Genomic DNA, 16,202 nt, shown 5'->3' with positions numbered 1-16,202 from the left:
GGGCCCGGGCGGGGCGGGGCCGCCGCGGCGGGGGCGGGTCACCAGACGCGGACCGAGGCGCCGCGGGCGAAGGCCGGGCTGGTGGCGCCCGGCGGGACCCGGGTCAGGGGTTCGGCGATCTCCGTGACGAGGGGGCCGTGCTTGGCGGCCACCGCGTCCAGGAGGGGCAGGTCGAAGCCGTAGACGCGGGCGGCGTTGCCGCCGACCATGGCGGCCACCTCCGCCCGGGGCAGGCCCGCGTAGGCGATGCGCAGACCTTCGCGGGAGAAGGGGGTGGTGCCCTCGTCGTGGGGGTAGTCGCTGCCCCACATGATCTTGTCGAGGCCGATCCGGTGCCGCAGCGGGACCTCGTGGGGGCGCATGAAGCTGGCCCCGACGAAGCAGTTCTCCCGCCAGACCTCGCTCGGCCCGCGGCCCATCGAGTCGGCCAGGCCCGCGCCGAACTTGGCCTCCGCCGTGGACGCGGCCGCGACCAGCCGGCCGTGGTAGTAGTCCAGCATGTCCAGTACGCCCGGGATCCAGCCGGAGCCCTGCTCCGTCAGGACCAGCTTGAGGCCCGGGTGGCGGCGGAAGGCCCCGCCGAAGATCAGGTGCCACAGGGCCCGGTGCGAGAACCAGGTCGTCTCCACCATGAACACCGCCCGGGCCGCCGGTTCGTCGCCGAGCGGCGGCGAGGCCGAGCCGCCGTGGTGGTTGACCGGGACGTCAAGCTCCGCACAGACCGCCCAGAGCGGGTCGTAGGCCTCGGAGTACAGCTCCGGTACCGGTGAGCCGGGCGGGACGCCGGGCAGGAGGATGCCGCCGGTGAGGCCCGCCTCCTTCGTGCGGCGGATCTCCCGCACCGCCGCGTCCACGTCGTTGAGCAGGACCTGCGCCACCCCGGCCCGCCGGCCCGGGGCGTCGGCGCAGAAGTCGGCCAGCCAGCGGTTGTGCGCCTGGAGCCCCGCCCAGCGCAGTTCGTACTCGGCGGCCGTGGGCGGCTGGGCCATCAGCGAGGCCTTGGGGAAGAACGGCGGGATGGTGTTGGGGAAGAGGACCTCCGCGACGATCCCGTCGGCTTCGAGTTCGGCCAGCCGCCGGGCCGAGTTCCAGTTGCGGTCGGCGGTGTCGGCGAGGAGGTCCTCGTACGGGTTGACGTAGGTGGCGGCCCAGGCGTCGAACGCCTCGTGGTGGCGCGCCTCCAGGTAGGGCCGGTAGTCGAGGAGGTCGGCGCCCGCGTGGCAGTCCGCCGAGATGACGGTGTAGCGGTCCTCCGTCATGACGGGCCCTCCTGCCCCAGGACCGGGAAGTCCTGATCGGTCAGCCAGTGGCGGCCGGTCTCCCGGGAGCGGGCCCAGGAGGCCTCCACCGCCGCCTGGTCCGGGGACTGCCCGAGCTCCGCCGGGGTGGGGCCGATCCGGCGGGCGAGCGGGGCGAGCCGCGCGGTGTCGAAGCCGAAGACCTCCGCCGCGGCCAGTCCGAGCATCCGGCGGGTCTCGGCGACCGGGATGTCGTGGAAGGTCTTGCGCAGCCAGTTGCGGGTGTCGGGCCAGGTGCCCTCGGGGTGCGGGAAGTCCGAGCCCCACAGGATGTTGTCCACGCCGATCTCGTAGCGCTGCGCGAGTTCGCGCCGCTTGGTGTTGGTCGCGCAGACGAAGACCTGCCGGTCCAGGTACTCGCTCGGCGGGCGCTTCAGCTCGGCGAAGGGGGACAGCTTCTTGCCGCCGTGCGCCCCGAGGTAGAGCCGGTCCATGAACCAGAGCTGGTTCGGCAGCCACCAGCAGCCCGACTCCGCCACCCCGAACTTCAGGCCCGGGTGGCGCTCGAAGACCCCGGACCAGAGCAGGAACCACAGCGGGCGGGCCGGCCACCAGGTGACCTCGGAGAGGTAGATGCCGAGGTGGTCCCCGTACTCGTGGCGGGGCGCGGCCCCCGAGTGGGTGACGACCGGCATGGCCGTCTCGGCGGCCGCCGCCCAGACGGGGTCGTAGCGGCGGTCGTGGTACGGGGCCTTGTCCACCCACATCGAGGGGATCATCAGGGCGCCCAGCCCGGACTCCTTGGCGCGGTGGATCTCCGCGACCACCTTCGCGGGCTCGGCCGTGATCGGCAGCAGCGCGACCCCGCAGTGGCGTTCGGGGTTCTGCCCGACGAACTCGGCCAGCCAGCGGTTGTGCGCCTGCGCGCCGGCCAGGCCCAGCTCGGGGTCCTGGTCCCCGGAGAGGCCGAGGCCCACGCCGAAGGGGGCGGCGGTCTGGCTGTCGACGGCGTCCGCGTCGGGGAAGACGACCTCGGCGGCCACCCCGTCCCCGTCGAGTTCCTTCAGGCGCTGGGTGGCGTCCCAGCCGCCCTTGAGGCCCTCCTCGTGGTCGTGGAACCACTTCTCGGCGAAGGCCTCGTTGCGCACGCCGAGCCGGGTGGCCTCCTCGCGGCGGGCGTCGCGCTGGCCGAGGAACTCGTCGAACTGGCGGTGGAAGCGGGAGTCGAGGTAGGGGCGGTACCGCTCTGTGGGCAGGCCCGCGTGGCAGTCGGAGGAGATGATCAGGTACGGGTCTTCGTACGGGGTGTCACTCACGTTCCCACGCTCCTCAGTCGAGGATGAAGCTCTCCAGGTAGGCGGGGTTGGCGCGGTCGAGCATCGACCGCGACCGGGCGCGGATCTGCCGGTCGCTGTGCTCGCTCGCCGGGAGCATCCAGAAGCGGTCCGCGCGGATGCCGTCGACGACGTGCGCCGCGACCTCCTCGACCGGGGTGAAGTTCACCTCGTGGCCGGCCTGCTTCATGGCGGCCTCGTACTGGTCGAGGCTGCGGTACGGGGACCTGCGCGGCCGCTCCTTCGCGTAGCGCTCGGGCCGGTTGCGGTGGGACTCCCACAGGCCGGTGCGCAGCATGTGCGGTCCGGGGAAGAGGACGGAGGCGCCGACGGCGGCGCCCTCCGCCCTGAGGTGGGCGTAGAGGGATTCGGTCATCGTGACCACGGCCGCCTTGGTGACGGCGTAGACGGAGGCGGTGGGCAGGGGGGCGATGCCGCCGTCGCCGGAGGAGGTGTTGACGACGTGCCCGGGGACGCCCGCGGCGATCATGCGGGGGACGAAGGCCTGGATGCCGTGGAAGACGCCCCAGACGTTGACGGAGAAGGCCCACTTCCAGTCGTTGGGCTCGTGTTCCCACATCCGGCCCTCGGCGCCCGAGCCGACGCCCGCGTTGTTGCACAGTACGTGGACGGCGCCGAAGGCGTCGTAGGCGGCGTCGGCCAGGGCGAGCACGGAGTCGCGCTCGCTGACGTCGACGACGCGGGCCAGGACCTCGGCCCCCTCGGCGGCGAGTCCGGCGGCGGCCTCGCGCAGGGCGGCCTCCTCCACGTCGGCGAGGACCACCCTCAGCCCCTCGGCGGCGAAGCGGCGGGCCATGGCGAGGCCGATGCCGCCGGCGGCTCCGGTGACGACGGCCACCTGTCCGGGTTCGAGGCGCATGTCAGACGCTCCCCTCGGGCGGACCGTCGAGGATCTGCATCGGGTCGTCGTAGCGCTGGTGGACGTACGGGAGCAGGGCCTGGGCGCTGACCCGCTCGACGGCCCGGCCCTTCTGGTCGGTGGTCTTCTCGCCGATGGTGATCTCGACGACGCGGCGTACGGGCAGGTCGGCGACGGGGTCGAACATCGACTCGCGCAGGACCACGTCACCGGTGATGTGCTCCAGCTTGCGGACCCTCTCGTTGCGGGTGCAGTGCACCAGCACCGGGTCGGATTCGAAGCCCGAACCGTCGACGGCCGGGAGGAACTTGAAGTAGAAGTCGGTCTTGCGGACCGGCTCGGGCAGCGGCAGCGCCCGGTCCACCGCACCGCGCACCTCGACGAAGGCGATGCCGTGCCGGGCGAGCGCGGCCCGCACGACGAGCCCCTCGCGTTCGACGGTCACCTCGCCCAGCTTCTTGGGCTCGCCGAACACCTCGCGGCCGCCGGTCAGGGCGCGCTCGTGCGTCATCGGCATGACCAGCGGGTACCAGCCCTCGACCTCGCCGTGCCGGGCGGCGACGGCCACCGAGCCGGCGCCGAGCGGGTATCCGGGCAGGTCCACCTTGCTGATGTTGGCCCGCACCAGGGGCCGCTCGGCGGGCTTCAGGGGCGGTGGCAGGACCGCCGCCACCACGTCCGGATCGCTCTCCCAGACGGCCACGACCCCGGTGGACCAGATGTCGGGGAGCTTCGAACTCTTCTCGCGCGACGCCGCGATCTCGGCCTCGGTGCGCGCTCCGTACCGTACGCGTGCCATGTATCGCACCCTCCTTCGGTCGGTCTGTAACACAGTTACACCGCCGCCGATGAAGGGTAAAGACCCGTGCGCGCACCAGAACTGACGGAGCGACAGATTGGCGGCCGGCCCATGGCGAGGAACCCGCTGACCCGCGAGGAGGTACTGGCGGCCGCCGCCACGCTGGTCAGACGGCACGGCCCGGCCGCCCTGACCATGCGGGGGCTCGCCGCCGACCTGGGCACCGCGGTGACCTCCATCTACTGGCACGTCGGCAACCGGGAGTCCCTCCTCGACGCCCTCGTGGAACGCACCGTCCAGGAGATGGGCGCCGTTCGTCCCGCCGGCCGCACCCCCGCCGCCCGGATCGTGTCGGTGGCCCGGATCCTGCGCCGCGAACTGCGCGGGCGCCCGCACCTGATCGCGATGGTCCACGAACGAGGCCTCACCGAGCGGATGTTCCTGCCCGCCCAGCAGGCCCTGGTCCACGAGGTGCACGCCGCCGGGCTGCGCGGGGCGCGGGCCGCCGACGCCGTCCGCGCGATCCAGTTCCAGATCGTCGGCTTCCTGCTCGTCGAGCGCAACCGCGAACGCTCCCCCGCGCAGTCCCCGGCCGAGGACGAGCTGTGGGATCCCGCCGCGGCCCCGGACGACCCGGCCCTCGCCCGCGCCCTGTCCCGCCCGGCCGACCCGGAACGGCTGTTCCTCCTGTCGGTGCGGGCCCTCGTACGAGCCCTGCTGGCGCCGCCCGGACCCGGGCCGCAGGGCTGCGGGGACACGGCTGTCGGTCCGGGCCGATATCCTCTGTGACCATGCTCGACGACCGTACGACCGCAGACACGACGTGGCCGGCCGCGTATCCCCAGGGGTACGCGGTCGTCGACGTGGAGACCACCGGGCTCGCTCGTGACGACCGGATCGTGTCCGCGGCCGTCTACCGGCTCGACGCCCGGGGCAACGTGGAGGACCACTGGTACACCCTGGTCAACCCGCGCCGGGACCCCGGCCCCGTCTGGATCCACGGCCTCACCAGCGAGATGCTCGCCGACGCGCCCCTCTTCGAGGACATCGCCGAGGAGTTCGCGGGCCGGCTCGCGGACCGGGTGCTCGTCGCGCACAACGCGATCTTCGACTGGCAGATGATCGCCCGGGAGTACGCGCGGGCCGCCGCGACCGCGCCGGTGCGTCAGCGCCTGTGCACCATCGCCCTGTCGAAGGAGCTGGACCTCCCGCTGCCCAACCACAAGCTGGAGTCGCTCGCCGCGCACTTCGGCGTGGTCCAGCAGCGCGCCCACCACGCGCTCGACGACGCCCGGGTGCTCGCGGAGGCGTTCCGTCCGTCGCTGCACACGGCCGCGCGGGACGGCGTACGGCTGCCCCTGCTGGAGTGCCGGCCGCTGACGGAGTGGTCCGACTCCCCCGCCGCGCCCCGGATCGGCCACCAGGCCACGTACGGCGGCTCGGGCAGCTGGCGGGCCTCGCGCAAGCGGCCGCCGTGCCCGCACCCCAACCCGGGCCGCTTCCAGGACGGCGCCCCGCTCAAGCAGGGCATGCGGGTCGCGTTCTCCGGCGACACCTCGGTGGACCGGGAGCTGCTGGAGGACCGCGCCGTGGAGGCGGGGCTGCATGTCGCGACGAGCGTGTCGCGGCTCACCAGCCTGCTGGTGACCAACGACCCCGACTCCTCGACCTCGAAGACCGTCAAGGCGAAGGCCTTCGGCACCCCGGTGGTGGACGAGGCGGCCTTCACTCAGCTGCTGCGGGACGTGGCGCCCGCGCGGGAGGAGTAGGAACGGCACGCGTTGCTCCGGCCGGGTGCAGGGGCGGCGACTCACCCCGGTGGATCTTGTTCCGGTCGGCCCCCGTGCGCAGCATGCGGCGCATGGCACGTTGTGAGGTCTGCGGAAACGATTACGGGATGTCCTTCGAAGTGCACGCGCAGGGCGCCGTGCACGTCTTCGACTGCTTCTCCTGCGCCATCCACCGCATGGCGCCCATCTGCGAGCACTGCCGGGTCCAGATCATCGGGCAGGGCGTCGAGGTCGAGGGCCAGTGGTTCTGCGGCGCGCACTGCGCCCGCGCGGAGGGGAAGGTGGGCATCACCGACCGCGTCTGAGTTCCCTTCCCGTGCGGACGGGGCGGCGTCCCCGCCCCCTCCGCGCGTTCCGCCCCGACCCCGGAGGGCCACCCGGCCGCCGGGGTCCTCCGCGTCCCGGGTACCGTCGTGGGTGTGTACCGCTTCGTCCTGACCCGGCAGTGGGTGTGCCTCACCCTCATCGCCCTGGTCCTCATCCCCGCGATGATCAAGCTCGGGTTCTGGCAGTTCCACCGCCATGAGCACCGGGTCGCGCAGAACGAGCTGATCGCGCGGAACCTGTACGCGAAGCCCGTGCCGATGACCGACGTCACCTCCCCCGGCCACACCGTCCCGAGGGCCGACTTCTGGCGCGCCGTCACCGCCACCGGCACCTACGACACGGCGCACGAGGTCGTCGTGCGGATGCGCACCTCGAACGACGGCAAGGTCGGCTTCCAGGTCGTGACCCCGCTGGTGCTGGGCGACGGCCGGACCGTGCTGGTCAACCGCGGCTGGGTGGCGGGCGGCGACGATCCGCGGGCCTATCCGCCGGTGCCGGCCGCGCCCGCGGGCGAGGTCACGGTGTCGGGGCGGCTGAAGGCCGACGAGACCAGCGGCGACAGCGGGATCAAGGACCGCAAGGGCCTCCCGGACCGTCAGGTGATGCTCATCGACAGCGCGCAGCAGACCGCCGCGACGGGCCGCCCCGTCCTCGGCGGGTACCTGGAGCTGACCGCCCCGCTCCCGCCGGGCGGCAGCCCGGAGGCGGTGGCGGAGCCCGACCACGATTCGATCGGCCCGCACATGGCCTACGCCGTGCAGTGGTGGCTGTTCGCCGCGGCGGTGCCGGTGGGATGGGTGGTCCTGGTGCGCCGGGAGAAGCGCGACCGCGAGGAAGCCGCCGCGAAGGCCGTGCCGCTGGAGCCCGCTTCGGCGTAGCGTGGCCCGCATGGATCTTGGACTGAAGGACCGCGTCTACGTCGTCACCGGAGCCACCCGGGGGCTCGGCTTCGCCGCCGCACGGGAACTGACCGCCGACGGGGCGAAGGTCGTACTGACCGGCCGGGACGCGAAGCGGGCGGCCGACGCGGCCGCCGAGCTCGGCCCGGACACGCTCGGCGTGGCGGCGGACAACTCCGACCCGCAAGCGGCGGCCCGGCTGGTGGCCACCGCCAAGGAGCGCTTCGGCCGTTTCGACGGCATCCTCATCAGCGTCGGCGGGCCGCCGCCGGGCGGGGCCCTGGACACCACCGACGCGCAGTGGACGGCCGCCTTCGAGTCGGTGTTCCTGGGCGCGGTCCGCCTGGCCCGGACGGCGGCGGCCGAGCTGGGCGAGGGCGGGGCCATCGGCTTCGTGCTGTCGGGCTCAGTCCACGAGCCGATCCCCGGACTGACCATCTCCAACGGCCTGCGGCCGGGGCTCGCGGGCTTCGCGAAGTCCCTGTCGGTGGAGCTGGGCCCGCGCGGGATCCGCGTGGTCGGGCTGCTGCCGGCCCGGATCGACACCGACCGGGTGCGGGAGCTGGACGCACTGTCCGGCGACGCGGACGCGGCCCGGGCGGCCAACGAGTCCCGCATCCCGCTGCGCCGGTACGGCACGGCACAGGAGTTCGGCCGCACGGCCGCCTTCCTGCTGTCCCCGGCGGCCTCCTACCTCACCGGCGTGATGCTCCCGGTCGACGGCGGCTCCCGCCACGGCTTCTGACGGCCGCGCCGCGGCGGCGCCCCCGGAAGGGGACACCGCCCCGGCCGCGCCGCCGGGCGGGACTGTGCGGACCCGCCCCGGGCCGTCTAGGTGACCCGCCGCGCCTGGTGGCCCGTGAGCTTCAGCCGGGCCTCGGCCGGGAGTTCGGGCAGGCCCGCCGAGGTACGGGCATGGGTGAGGACGGGGCCCGCGAGCTCCGCCAGCGCGTCGGCGGGTACGGCGTGGGGTTCGAGTTCGAGCGCCACGCGCAGGGTCGGGGAGCCGCGCCGGCCGCGCAGCGCGACCCGGCAGCCGGCGACCCCGGCCAGCGCCCCCGCCTGGGCGGCGACCGCCGACTCCAGGGCCCGGCCGCGCAGCACGGCGAAGGACCCGTCGCCGGTGTCCAGGGGCACTTCGGCGAGGCGCGAGCGGCGCAGCTGCGCCAGCAGCCACCACAGCGCGAGCAGCACGCACAGCGCCAGCCCGGCGACCAGCGCCCACCACGTCCAGCCCTCGGCCAGCCCGTACCGGTGCCGCGTCGCGGCCGTGAGCAGCGGTGCGTGCCGGCCGCCGAGGGGCCGGGCCCCGGTCAGCAGGCAGACGCCGGCCGCCATGAGGACCAGTCCGGCCAGCGCCAGCAGGGTCCGGTTCACCACCCCGAGCATCGCGCTCACCTCCTGACCCGGACGCGGGGCCGCGGCGGGTGCGCGAGGCCCAGTTCCTCGATGCCGACGGCGAGGGCCGCGTCCAGGTCGGCCCGTACGTCGTCCAGTTCCCGGAAGTGCGAGGTCGCCCGGACGCCGACGCGGCCACGGCCCATCCGCACCCGTACCGACCGGACCCCGGGGACCTCCATGGCCCGGTCCCGCAGCACCAGGGCCGCCGCCTTGCGCCGGATCCCGGCCCGGAGCCCCGGCTCGGCGCGCATCGTCAGCAGCCCGCGCAGCCCGGGGGCGAACGCGAGCAGCAGGAGCACCGCCCCGGCCAGGGCCAGGACCCCGCCCGCCACCAGCACTTCGGTGTCGGCCGGGGTGTGCCGCTCCAGCTGACCGACGAGTTCGCGACGCCAGCGCATCCCGGGCCGGTGGGCCCGCACGGCAGCCAGGTCGTAGAGGAACACCCCGGCCACCACGAGGACGGCCAGCGCGGTGAGCGCGGCCGGGATCCGCCGGGAGGAGCGCAGCCGCGGCGCGGCGGCCGTCACCGCAGCCGCCGGTCCCGCCCGGCGGGGGCCGGCCGGAAGGGGGTGGCCGGGTGCAGGCGCTCGATGTCGATGGCGACCTCGGGGACCGTCAGCTGCGCGCACTCCTCCAGCCGGAGCGCGACGAGGCGGCGGACGGCCGCGCACTGCGCGGCCAGGTCCGAGGGGTAGGCGAGCTCCAGGCTCACCCGTACGCGTGCGATGTCGTGGTGGACGGTGACGACCGCGTGCGGGCTCTTGCCGGGCGGGGCGTCGAGGGCCTCCCGGGCGGCCCGGGCCGCGATCTTGGCCACGACGCGGTCGGCGATCCGGGTGGCCCCGCGGTCAGCGGCCGACACCGGGGCGGGTGTGGCCCGCGGGGTGGCGGTGCTCATCGGGGTCCGCGCCGGTCGTCACGGCCGCGGGGGCGGAACAGATCGCCGGGATCCAGGTCCCCGTCGAGGAACCTGCCGATGACGAATCCGACCGCGCCGAGCGCCGCCACCAGAAGGAAGGCCCCGAAGCCGCCGAAGTAGCCGGCGAGGCCGAGTACCATGCCGGCCATCAGGCCGGCGACCGCCATGCTCATGAGTGTGGCTCCTCTCGGCTACTGGAGCCGGGACTCGGGTTCGTCGTCCTCCTCGTCGGGCAGCTTGACGTCGCTGACCGCGATGTTGACCTCGACTACCTCCAGGCCGGTCATGCGCTCGACCGCCGAGATCACGTTCTCACGGACGGCCCGGGCGACGGCGCGGATCGACACGCCGTACACGACGACGATCTCCAGGTCGAGGGCCGTCTGGACCTCGCCGACCTCGGCCTTCACGCCGCGGCTGACGGCGGACTTGGAGCCGCCGGGCACCCGCTCGCGGACCGCGCCGAAGGTACGGGAGAGGCCGCTGCCGCTGCCCATGGCATGGACTCCGGCCACCTCGCGGGCGGCCAGCCCGGCGATCTTCTCGACTACCCCGTCGGCGATGGAGGTGCGGCCGCGCTCTGCGGGGTCCTTGGCAAAGCCGCCTGGTGCGGATTCGGTCATCGCTGGTGGTCCTTTCGCGCCGTGCGGACTGTGGACTCTCGTCCACCGTAAGCGCCCGGGCCCGTCCGCGCCCTGGGACGACACCGGCCGGCCGGTCCGGATCTCCGGATCCGGCCGGCCGGGAGCGGTGCCGTACGGGTCGTGCGCGGGGCGGTACGGGTCAGTCGGACAGGCCCGCCAGGTCGCGCAGACGGCGCGCCTGGGCGGCGCGCTCGGCGGCGCGCTGGTCGTCGTAGGAGCGGGAGCCGGCGTCGCGCAGCAGCGCCTTGGTCTCGATGACGGCGTCGCGCGGCGGGGCCACGAGTGCCGTGGCGAGGTCCTGGACGGCGGCGTCGAGTTCGCCGGCCGGTACGACCAGGTTGGCCAGGCCCACCCGCTCGGCCTCCTCGGCGTGCACGAAGCGGCCCGTCGCGCAGATTTCGAGCGCGCGGGCGTAGCCGACCAGGGCGGTCAGCGGCTGGGTTCCGGCCAGGTCGGGGACCAGGCCCAGGCTGGTCTCGCGCATGGCGAACTGCACGTCGTCCGCGACCACCCGCAGGTCGCACGCGAGCGCGAGCTGGAAGCCGGCGCCGATCGCGTGCCCCTGCACGGCGGCGACGGAGACGATGTCATTGCGCCGCCACCAGGTGAACGCCTCCTGGTACTCGGCGATGGTGGAGTCGAGGTCCGCGTCGGATCCACGGGCCAGATCGAGGAAGGACGGCTCGCCCTCGAAACCTTCGGGGGTGAACGCCTGCCGGTCGAGCCCCGCGGAGAAGGACATGCCCTCGCCGCGCAGCACGACGACCCGGACGGTGCCCGGCAGTGACCGCCCGGCCTCCGCCAACGCCCGCCAGAGCGCGGGGGATTGAGCGTTTCGCTTGGCCGGATTGGTCAAGGTCACCGTCGCGACCGTGTCGTCGATGGTGAGCCGTACGCCGTCCTTGTCGAGCAGAGCCATCTGGTGCCTCCGGTGTGCAGTCGCGGCCGCGTGCTCGGCCTAAGTGACTGCACAGTAACCACCCGGTCGACCACTGGGCCGACCGGGGGTCACCGAAGGAACCGTGCGTGGAAACGTGGAACAGAACCGTGGATGAAACCGTGGAACAGAACCTGGGACACAACCGTGGTACCGAACCATGGAACCGAACGGAGCGTGTCGCGCGCCTCCGGCGCCGGCCTCGGCCTTACGGCCGGGGTCAGGCCGCAGTCGCCTTCTTGCCGCGCGTCGCGCCTCCGCGACCGCGCAGCGTGACTCCGGACTCACTGAGCATCCGGTGGACGAATCCGTAGGACCGGCCGGTCTCTTCGGCCAGCGCCCGGATACTCGCACCGGAGTCGTACTTCTTCTTCAGGTCTGCCGCGAGCTTGTCGCGCGCGGCGCCGGTTACCCGGCTGCCCTTCTTCAGAGTCTCGGCCACCCGTGCCTCCTCATGGGAAGTGCGCTCTGGACTTCTCATGATCACCCCTCCCCGGCTTCCTGGCCACCCATTCAGCAAGGTCGGTGCGACGGCATTTCCCGGACGCTGGACGCATCAGCAGAACGGAATCTCCCCCTCCGCCACATGACCTCCGTCACACTTCCCCGTCGTCAAGAGGAATGGCCTGGTCAGGGGCTGGACGCAGAAATGCGGCGGCCCCCGGCGCACATCCGGAAGGAAGGCGGCGGGGGCCGTCGTACAGCGCGCGACGGTACGAGACCGTCTCACTCAGATGATGGATCACGTCTGAGCCGAATGATCCATAAGGAATTGGATCAGCGGGCCCGGGGCCGTCGGACGGCCCCCCGGGCGGCTCCGTCAGGCGAGGGCGACGAGGTCCCGGTAGTCCGGGCCCCACAGGTCCTCGACCCCGTCCGGGAGCAGGATGATCCGCTCCGGCTCCAGGGCCTCGACGGCGCCCTCGTCGTGGGTGACGAGGATGACCGCGCCCTTGTAGGTGCGCAGCGCTCCGAGGATCTCCTCGCGGCTGGCCGGGTCGAGGTTGTTGGTGGGCTCGTCGAGGAGCAGCACGTTGGCGGAGGAGACGACCAGCGTGGCCAGGGCCAGCCGGGTCTTCTCACCGCCGGAGAGCACGCCCGCGGGCTTGTCGACGTCGTCGCCGGAGAAGAGGAAGGAGCCGAGCGTCTTGCGCACGGAGACCAGGTCCAGGTCGGGCGCCGAGGAGCGCATGTTCTCCAGGACCGTGCGCTCGGGATCGAGGGTCTCGTGCTCCTGGGCGTAGTACCCGAGCTTGAGGCCGTGGCCGGGGACGACCGTGCCGGTGTCGGGCTTCTCGGTGCCCGAGAGCAGCCGCAGCAGGGTGGTCTTGCCGGCGCCGTTGAGGCCGAGGATGACCACGCGGGAGCCCTTGTCGATGGCCAGGTCGACATCGGTGAAGATCTCCAGCGAGCCGTACGACTTCGACAGGCCCTCGGCGGTCAGCGGCGTCTTGCCGCAGGGGGCCGGGTCGGGGAAGCGCAGCTTGGCGACCTTGTCGGAGACGCGGACGGCGTCCAGACCGGCGAGCAGCCGGTCGGCGCGCTTGGCCATGTTCTGCGCGGCGACGGTCTTGGTGGCCTTGGCGCGCATCTTGTCGGCCTGCGAGTTCAGGGCCGCGGCCTTCTTCTCGGCGTTCTGGCGCTCGCGCTTGCGGCGCTTCTCGTCGGCCTCGCGCTGCTGCTGGTAGAGCTTCCAGCCCATGTTGTAGACGTCGATCTGCGCGCGGTTGGCGTCCAGGTAGAACACCTTGTTGACGACCGTCTCGACCAGGTCGACGTCGTGGGAGATCACGATGAAGCCGCCGCGGTAGTTCTTCAGGTAGTCGCGCAGCCAGACGATCGAGTCGGCGTCGAGGTGGTTGGTGGGCTCGTCGAGGAGCAGGGTGTCGGCGTCCGAGAAGAGGATCCGGGCGAGCTCGACGCGGCGGCGCTGACCACCGGAGAGGGTGTGCAGGGGCTGGCCGAGGACCCGGTCGGGCAGGCCGAGGGCGGCCGAGATGGTGGCGGCCTCCGCCTCGGCGGCGTACCCGCCCTTGGTCAGGAACTCGGTCTCCTGGCGCTCGTACTGCTTCATCGCCTTGTCACGGGTGCCGCCGGTGCCGGTGGCGATGCGCTCCTCGTTCATGCGCATCTTCTTGATCAGTACGTCGAGCCCGCGGGCGGAGAGGATCCGGTCGCGGGCGAGCACGTCGAGGTCACCGGTACGGGGGTCCTGCGGCAGGTAGCCGACCTCGCCGGAGCGGGCGATGGCGCCGGCGGCGGGCTGGCCCTCGCCCGCGAGGCACTTGGTGAGGGTGGTCTTGCCCGCTCCGTTGCGGCCGACGAGGCCGATGCGGTCGCCCTTGGCGACGCGGAAGGAGGCGGACTCGATGAGGATGCGGGCGCCGGCGCGCAGCTCGACGCCGGTGGCGGTGATCACGGAAATACTCCAGGGCGGTGGGGACGGCGGAAGGGGGGCAGGACGCGCATTGCTTCGACGCCGCTAATCCGCGAGGAGATTTGCCATGGGTTCATTCTACCGGGGGTGCGCAACCACTTTTCGGGGCCTCCCGTCGCCCGTTCGGCCCAGGGACCCTCCCGGGGCGCCGGAACGCGTACCAGGATGAAGGGGTTGATACTCGCCGCAGGGGCGGACACGGGACACGAGGCGGTGCGGTATGCAGTTCGACGACGACGCCGATCTGGACACGTCCGAGGTCAAGGACGTGCGCGGGAGCCGCATCCCCGGCGGGAGGGCCACGGTCGGCGGCGGCATCGTCGGCCTGATCGCCCTGATCTTGGGCCTGCTCTTCGGGGTGGGCCCGGACCAGCTGGGGCTGTCGGACGGCTCCCCGCAGCCGGTGGCGACCTCCTCCTCGGCCGCCCAGGTGCAGCAGGCCTGCAAGACCGGCCACGACGCCAACACGCGCGAGGACTGCCGGCTGGTCGCGGTGATCAACAGCACCCAGGACTTCTGGAAGCAGGAGTTCCAGAGGCGGGCCGGGCAGTACAGCCCGGCCTCCACGGTCTTCTTCACCGGGCGGGTGAACACGGCCTGCGGCGCGGCCACCGCGGCGGTCGGCCCCTTCTACTGCCCCGCCGACCGGCAGGTCTACCTGGACCTGGGCTTCTTCGACGAGCTGCGGACGAAGTTCGGCGCCAGCGGCGGCCCCTTCGCCCAGGCGTACGTCGTCGCCCACGAGTACGGCCACCACATCCAGAACCTGACCGGGACGCTCCAGCGGGCCCAGGACGGGCGGCAGGGCGCGAACAGCAACGCGGTCAAGGTCGAGCTCCAGGCCGACTGCTACGCGGGGGTCTGGGCGCACAACGCGACGAAGACCCCGGACAAGACGACGGGGCGGCCGCTGATCACCAGCCTCACCGAGCAGGACATCCGCGACGGCCTGGACGCGGCGGCCGCGGTGGGCGACGACCGGATCCAGGAGAAGTTCCAGGGCCGGGTCACCCCGGAATCCTGGACCCACGGCTCGGCCGAGCAGCGCCAGCAGTGGTTCTACCAGGGCTACCGCACGGGCGACATGGCCCAGTGCAACACCTTCCGCTGACCGTCGCCGCTCCCTGCCATGCTGTGCCGTGAGTCACACGCGCACGCTCAAGAGGGAGTGATCGTCATGGCAGGCGTTCCGACCGTCTTTCCGACCCTGCTCTACCGCGACGCCAAGGCGGCGATCCGGCTGCTGACCGAGGCGTTCGGATTCACCCAGCTCGCGGTGTACGAGGGTGACGACGGCGCGGTGATGCACGCGGAGCTCTCGTACGGGAGCGGGGCGGTGATGCTCGGCAGCAAGGGGCGGGGCGGGGCCTTCGACCGGGCCATGGCGCAGGCCGGGCCTTCGGGGGTCTACGTCGTGGTGGACGACGTGGACGCCCACCACCGGCGGGCCGTCGAACACGGCGTGGAGATCCTGATGGAGCCCACCGACCAGGAGTACGGCTCGCGGGACTACATGGCCCGGGACGGCGAGGGCAACGTCTGGAGCTTCGGGACGTACGCGCCGCAGGTCTGATCCCGCGGCGCGTCCCCCCGTACGCGGCTACGCGCCGCCGGTGTGGACCTGGAAGGCGGCCCGGCGGACGGCCTTGGCCAGGGCCGGGTCGGGGTGGGCGGCGGCCAGGGCGACCAGCACCTGCACGGTGCGGGGGTGCCCGACCGCGCGGACCTCGTCCAGCAGGCGGGGCACGGTGGTGCGGACGGCCGAGTCGAGGTGGCGGGCCAGCAGGTCGGCCTCCCCGTGGTCGGCGATGGCGGCGGCCGTGTCGACCCAGAGCCAGGTCGACTCCTCCCGGGTCAGCACGTCCTGGGCCTCGTCGGGGTCGACCCCGTCGTGCACGGCCAGCCAGAGCAGGGCGTAGGGCCGCAGCGCGGGGTCCCGGACGGCCGCGCGGACCTCGGGCTCGGCGGGGGCGCCGACCACGCGCAGGGCCTCGAAGGCCAGGCCGCGCAGGAGGGCGTCCTCACCGCGGGCGGCGTGCAGCAGCTCGCTGACGGCGTGGCCGACGGGCCGGGCGGCGAGCCAGGCCTGGTACTCGGCGCGGGCCGGGCCGGGGGTGAGCCGGGCGCAGCCGTGCAGCATGGCGGCGGCGGACTGCTCGATGTTGCCGGCCGGGCTCTGCGCGGCGACGCAGATCTGCTCCAGCTTGACCCAGACGGCCCAGCTGCCGAGCGGGGTCAGGGTGGCGCGGGCGGGGCCGAGGACGACGGCGTCCACGGCGGCGAGTCCGCCCAGTGCCCAGCGCAGCAGCCGGGCGAGCGGGACCGGGCGGCTCTCGGCGAGCGCGGCGGCGGAGCCGGGGGCGGGCTGCGGACCGTAGGGGACCTCGCAGCGCTCTCCGCGCAGTTCGGTGACCCGCTGCCCGAGGAGGTCCAGCAGGTCGGGGACGGTCACGGGACCGGCCGAGAGCTGGAGCAGCGACAGGAGCTGGGGCATCGCCTCGGCCACCTCGGCGACGGCCGAGGGGGCGATGTCGGCGGGGGCCGGGTGGACGAGCGACCAGGCGTCGAAGAGGGCGACCCAGCCGCGCAGTACGGCG

The 16,202-nt window shown here is 73.4% G+C and carries 20 protein-coding genes; 7 read left to right on the top strand and 13 right to left on the bottom strand.

Annotated elements, in window-relative coordinates:
• Window positions 1-38: 38 nt before the first annotated feature.
• From ACFYYT_RS35700 to ACFYYT_RS35685, 4 genes are read right to left on the bottom strand one after another with little or no spacing between them, the layout of a single operon-like run.
• A complete protein-coding gene (locus ACFYYT_RS35700) occupies window positions 39-1,259 on the bottom strand; it encodes an amidohydrolase family protein (protein ID WP_351816259.1) in 1,221 nt (406 codons plus the stop codon).
• The gene (locus ACFYYT_RS35695; RefSeq protein ID WP_351816262.1) at window positions 1,256-2,554 is read right to left on the bottom strand and encodes an amidohydrolase family protein; all 1,299 of its coding nucleotides are present in this window, start codon (window positions 2,552-2,554) and stop codon (window positions 1,256-1,258) included. The genes ACFYYT_RS35700 and ACFYYT_RS35695 overlap by 4 nt, the downstream gene beginning before the upstream one ends.
• Before the next feature lie 13 nt (window positions 2,555-2,567).
• Window positions 2,568-3,452, bottom strand: coding sequence for an SDR family NAD(P)-dependent oxidoreductase (locus tag ACFYYT_RS35690; RefSeq protein WP_351816265.1), 885 nt, complete (start codon window positions 3,450-3,452; stop codon window positions 2,568-2,570).
• A gap of 1 nt (window position 3,453) precedes the next feature.
• Entirely contained in the window at window positions 3,454-4,251 is a 798-nt protein-coding gene (locus ACFYYT_RS35685) for an acetoacetate decarboxylase family protein (RefSeq protein ID WP_351816268.1), read from the bottom strand.
• A gap of 111 nt (window positions 4,252-4,362) precedes the next feature.
• On the opposite strand from ACFYYT_RS35685, the gene ACFYYT_RS35680 reads away from it, so the two are divergent.
• From ACFYYT_RS35680 to ACFYYT_RS35660, 5 genes are all read left to right on the top strand, one after another.
• Window positions 4,363-5,040 carry a TetR family transcriptional regulator gene (locus ACFYYT_RS35680; RefSeq protein WP_351816271.1) on the top strand — a complete coding sequence of 226 codons (678 nt, stop codon included), beginning with the start codon at window positions 4,363-4,365 and terminating at the stop codon, window positions 5,038-5,040.
• Window positions 5,041-5,042: 2 nt separating this feature from the next.
• Window positions 5,043-6,020, top strand: coding sequence for a DEDDh family exonuclease (locus ACFYYT_RS35675; protein ID WP_351816274.1), 978 nt, complete (start codon window positions 5,043-5,045; stop codon window positions 6,018-6,020).
• A 92-nt stretch (window positions 6,021-6,112) separates the two neighbouring features.
• The gene (locus ACFYYT_RS35670; protein ID WP_215031936.1) at window positions 6,113-6,346 is read left to right on the top strand and encodes a hypothetical protein; all 234 of its coding nucleotides are present in this window, start codon (window positions 6,113-6,115) and stop codon (window positions 6,344-6,346) included.
• 114 nt (window positions 6,347-6,460) lie between these two features.
• Complete coding sequence (locus tag ACFYYT_RS35665; RefSeq protein ID WP_351816277.1) at window positions 6,461-7,246, top strand: SURF1 family protein; 786 nt, start codon at window positions 6,461-6,463, stop codon at window positions 7,244-7,246.
• A 10-nt stretch (window positions 7,247-7,256) separates the two neighbouring features.
• A complete protein-coding gene (locus ACFYYT_RS35660) occupies window positions 7,257-8,012 on the top strand; it encodes an SDR family oxidoreductase (RefSeq protein ID WP_351816280.1) in 756 nt (251 codons plus the stop codon).
• Window positions 8,013-8,098: 86 nt separating this feature from the next.
• Here the strand turns inward: ACFYYT_RS35660 and amaP are convergent, their stop codons facing one another.
• From amaP to ACFYYT_RS35620, 8 genes are all read right to left on the bottom strand, one after another.
• On the bottom strand, window positions 8,099-8,665 hold the full coding sequence (gene amaP, locus ACFYYT_RS35655; protein ID WP_388610612.1) for an alkaline shock response membrane anchor protein AmaP: 567 nt from the start codon (window positions 8,663-8,665) through the stop codon (window positions 8,099-8,101).
• On the bottom strand, window positions 8,662-9,297 hold the full coding sequence (locus ACFYYT_RS35650; RefSeq protein WP_388610610.1) for a DUF6286 domain-containing protein: 636 nt from the start codon (window positions 9,295-9,297) through the stop codon (window positions 8,662-8,664). Before ACFYYT_RS35650 ends, amaP begins: the two co-directional genes overlap by 4 nt.
• Window positions 9,192-9,566 carry a hypothetical protein gene (locus ACFYYT_RS35645; protein WP_351816286.1) on the bottom strand — a complete coding sequence of 125 codons (375 nt, stop codon included), beginning with the start codon at window positions 9,564-9,566 and terminating at the stop codon, window positions 9,192-9,194. The genes ACFYYT_RS35650 and ACFYYT_RS35645 overlap by 106 nt, the downstream gene beginning before the upstream one ends.
• The gene (locus ACFYYT_RS35640) at window positions 9,563-9,760 is read right to left on the bottom strand and encodes a hypothetical protein (protein ID WP_351816288.1); all 198 of its coding nucleotides are present in this window, start codon (window positions 9,758-9,760) and stop codon (window positions 9,563-9,565) included. The genes ACFYYT_RS35645 and ACFYYT_RS35640 overlap by 4 nt, the downstream gene beginning before the upstream one ends.
• An 18-nt stretch (window positions 9,761-9,778) precedes the next feature.
• Window positions 9,779-10,210 carry an Asp23/Gls24 family envelope stress response protein gene (locus tag ACFYYT_RS35635; RefSeq protein WP_351816291.1) on the bottom strand — a complete coding sequence of 144 codons (432 nt, stop codon included), beginning with the start codon at window positions 10,208-10,210 and terminating at the stop codon, window positions 9,779-9,781.
• Between the two features lie 160 nt (window positions 10,211-10,370).
• Window positions 10,371-11,150: an enoyl-CoA hydratase/isomerase family protein gene (locus ACFYYT_RS35630; protein ID WP_351816294.1), complete on the bottom strand. Its 780-nt coding sequence runs from the start codon at window positions 11,148-11,150 to the stop codon at window positions 10,371-10,373.
• Between the two features lie 238 nt (window positions 11,151-11,388).
• On the bottom strand, window positions 11,389-11,610 hold the full coding sequence (locus ACFYYT_RS35625) for a helix-turn-helix domain-containing protein (RefSeq protein ID WP_199883310.1): 222 nt from the start codon (window positions 11,608-11,610) through the stop codon (window positions 11,389-11,391).
• Between the two features lie 378 nt (window positions 11,611-11,988).
• Window positions 11,989-13,587 (bottom strand): ABC-F family ATP-binding cassette domain-containing protein, encoded by a 1,599-nt coding sequence (locus ACFYYT_RS35620; protein WP_351816297.1) that lies wholly within the window; start codon window positions 13,585-13,587, stop codon window positions 11,989-11,991.
• Window positions 13,588-13,825: 238 nt separating this feature from the next.
• Here ACFYYT_RS35620 and ACFYYT_RS35615 point away from each other — a divergent pair, with 238 nt between their 5' ends.
• Together ACFYYT_RS35615 and ACFYYT_RS35610 are read left to right on the top strand one after the other, a co-directional pair.
• The gene (locus ACFYYT_RS35615; RefSeq protein ID WP_351816300.1) at window positions 13,826-14,716 is read left to right on the top strand and encodes a neutral zinc metallopeptidase; all 891 of its coding nucleotides are present in this window, start codon (window positions 13,826-13,828) and stop codon (window positions 14,714-14,716) included.
• 66 nt (window positions 14,717-14,782) lie between these two features.
• The gene (locus ACFYYT_RS35610) at window positions 14,783-15,178 is read left to right on the top strand and encodes a VOC family protein (RefSeq protein WP_351816303.1); all 396 of its coding nucleotides are present in this window, start codon (window positions 14,783-14,785) and stop codon (window positions 15,176-15,178) included.
• Window positions 15,179-15,205: 27 nt separating this feature from the next.
• Here ACFYYT_RS35610 and ACFYYT_RS35605 read toward each other — a convergent pair.
• Window positions 15,206-16,202: hypothetical protein (locus ACFYYT_RS35605; RefSeq protein ID WP_388610605.1), on the bottom strand; the 997-nt coding region annotated here is incomplete at its 5' end.

Origin of the sequence: Streptomyces sp. NPDC002032 (assembly GCF_042890765.1) — a bacterium.
Lineage (GTDB): Bacteria > Actinomycetota > Actinomycetes > Streptomycetales > Streptomycetaceae > Streptomyces.
Note: the sequence above shows the minus strand (reverse complement) of the source record. Positions and strands in the feature narration are given on the sequence as shown.

What these genes read in the sequence shown, in the direction of transcription:
- ACFYYT_RS35700 (WP_351816259.1), bottom strand. Translation starts at nt 1,259, where the DNA reads ATGACGGAGGACCGCTACACCGTCATCTCGGCGGACTGCCACGCGGGC.
- ACFYYT_RS35690 (WP_351816265.1), bottom strand. Translation starts at nt 3,452, where the DNA reads ATGCGCCTCGAACCCGGACAGGTGGCCGTCGTCACCGGAGCCGCCGGC.
- ACFYYT_RS35685 (WP_351816268.1), bottom strand. Translation starts at nt 4,251, where the DNA reads ATGGCACGCGTACGGTACGGAGCGCGCACCGAGGCCGAGATCGCGGCG.
- ACFYYT_RS35680 (WP_351816271.1), top strand. Translation starts at nt 4,363, where the DNA reads ATGGCGAGGAACCCGCTGACCCGCGAGGAGGTACTGGCGGCCGCCGCC.
- ACFYYT_RS35675 (WP_351816274.1), top strand. Translation starts at nt 5,043, where the DNA reads ATGCTCGACGACCGTACGACCGCAGACACGACGTGGCCGGCCGCGTAT.
- ACFYYT_RS35670 (WP_215031936.1), top strand. Translation starts at nt 6,113, where the DNA reads ATGGCACGTTGTGAGGTCTGCGGAAACGATTACGGGATGTCCTTCGAA.
- ACFYYT_RS35660 (WP_351816280.1), top strand. Translation starts at nt 7,257, where the DNA reads ATGGATCTTGGACTGAAGGACCGCGTCTACGTCGTCACCGGAGCCACC.
- ACFYYT_RS35645 (WP_351816286.1), bottom strand. Translation starts at nt 9,566, where the DNA reads ATGAGCACCGCCACCCCGCGGGCCACACCCGCCCCGGTGTCGGCCGCT.
- ACFYYT_RS35640 (WP_351816288.1), bottom strand. Translation starts at nt 9,760, where the DNA reads ATGAGCATGGCGGTCGCCGGCCTGATGGCCGGCATGGTACTCGGCCTC.
- ACFYYT_RS35635 (WP_351816291.1), bottom strand. Translation starts at nt 10,210, where the DNA reads ATGACCGAATCCGCACCAGGCGGCTTTGCCAAGGACCCCGCAGAGCGC.
- ACFYYT_RS35630 (WP_351816294.1), bottom strand. Translation starts at nt 11,150, where the DNA reads ATGGCTCTGCTCGACAAGGACGGCGTACGGCTCACCATCGACGACACG.
- ACFYYT_RS35615 (WP_351816300.1), top strand. Translation starts at nt 13,826, where the DNA reads ATGCAGTTCGACGACGACGCCGATCTGGACACGTCCGAGGTCAAGGAC.
- ACFYYT_RS35610 (WP_351816303.1), top strand. Translation starts at nt 14,783, where the DNA reads ATGGCAGGCGTTCCGACCGTCTTTCCGACCCTGCTCTACCGCGACGCC.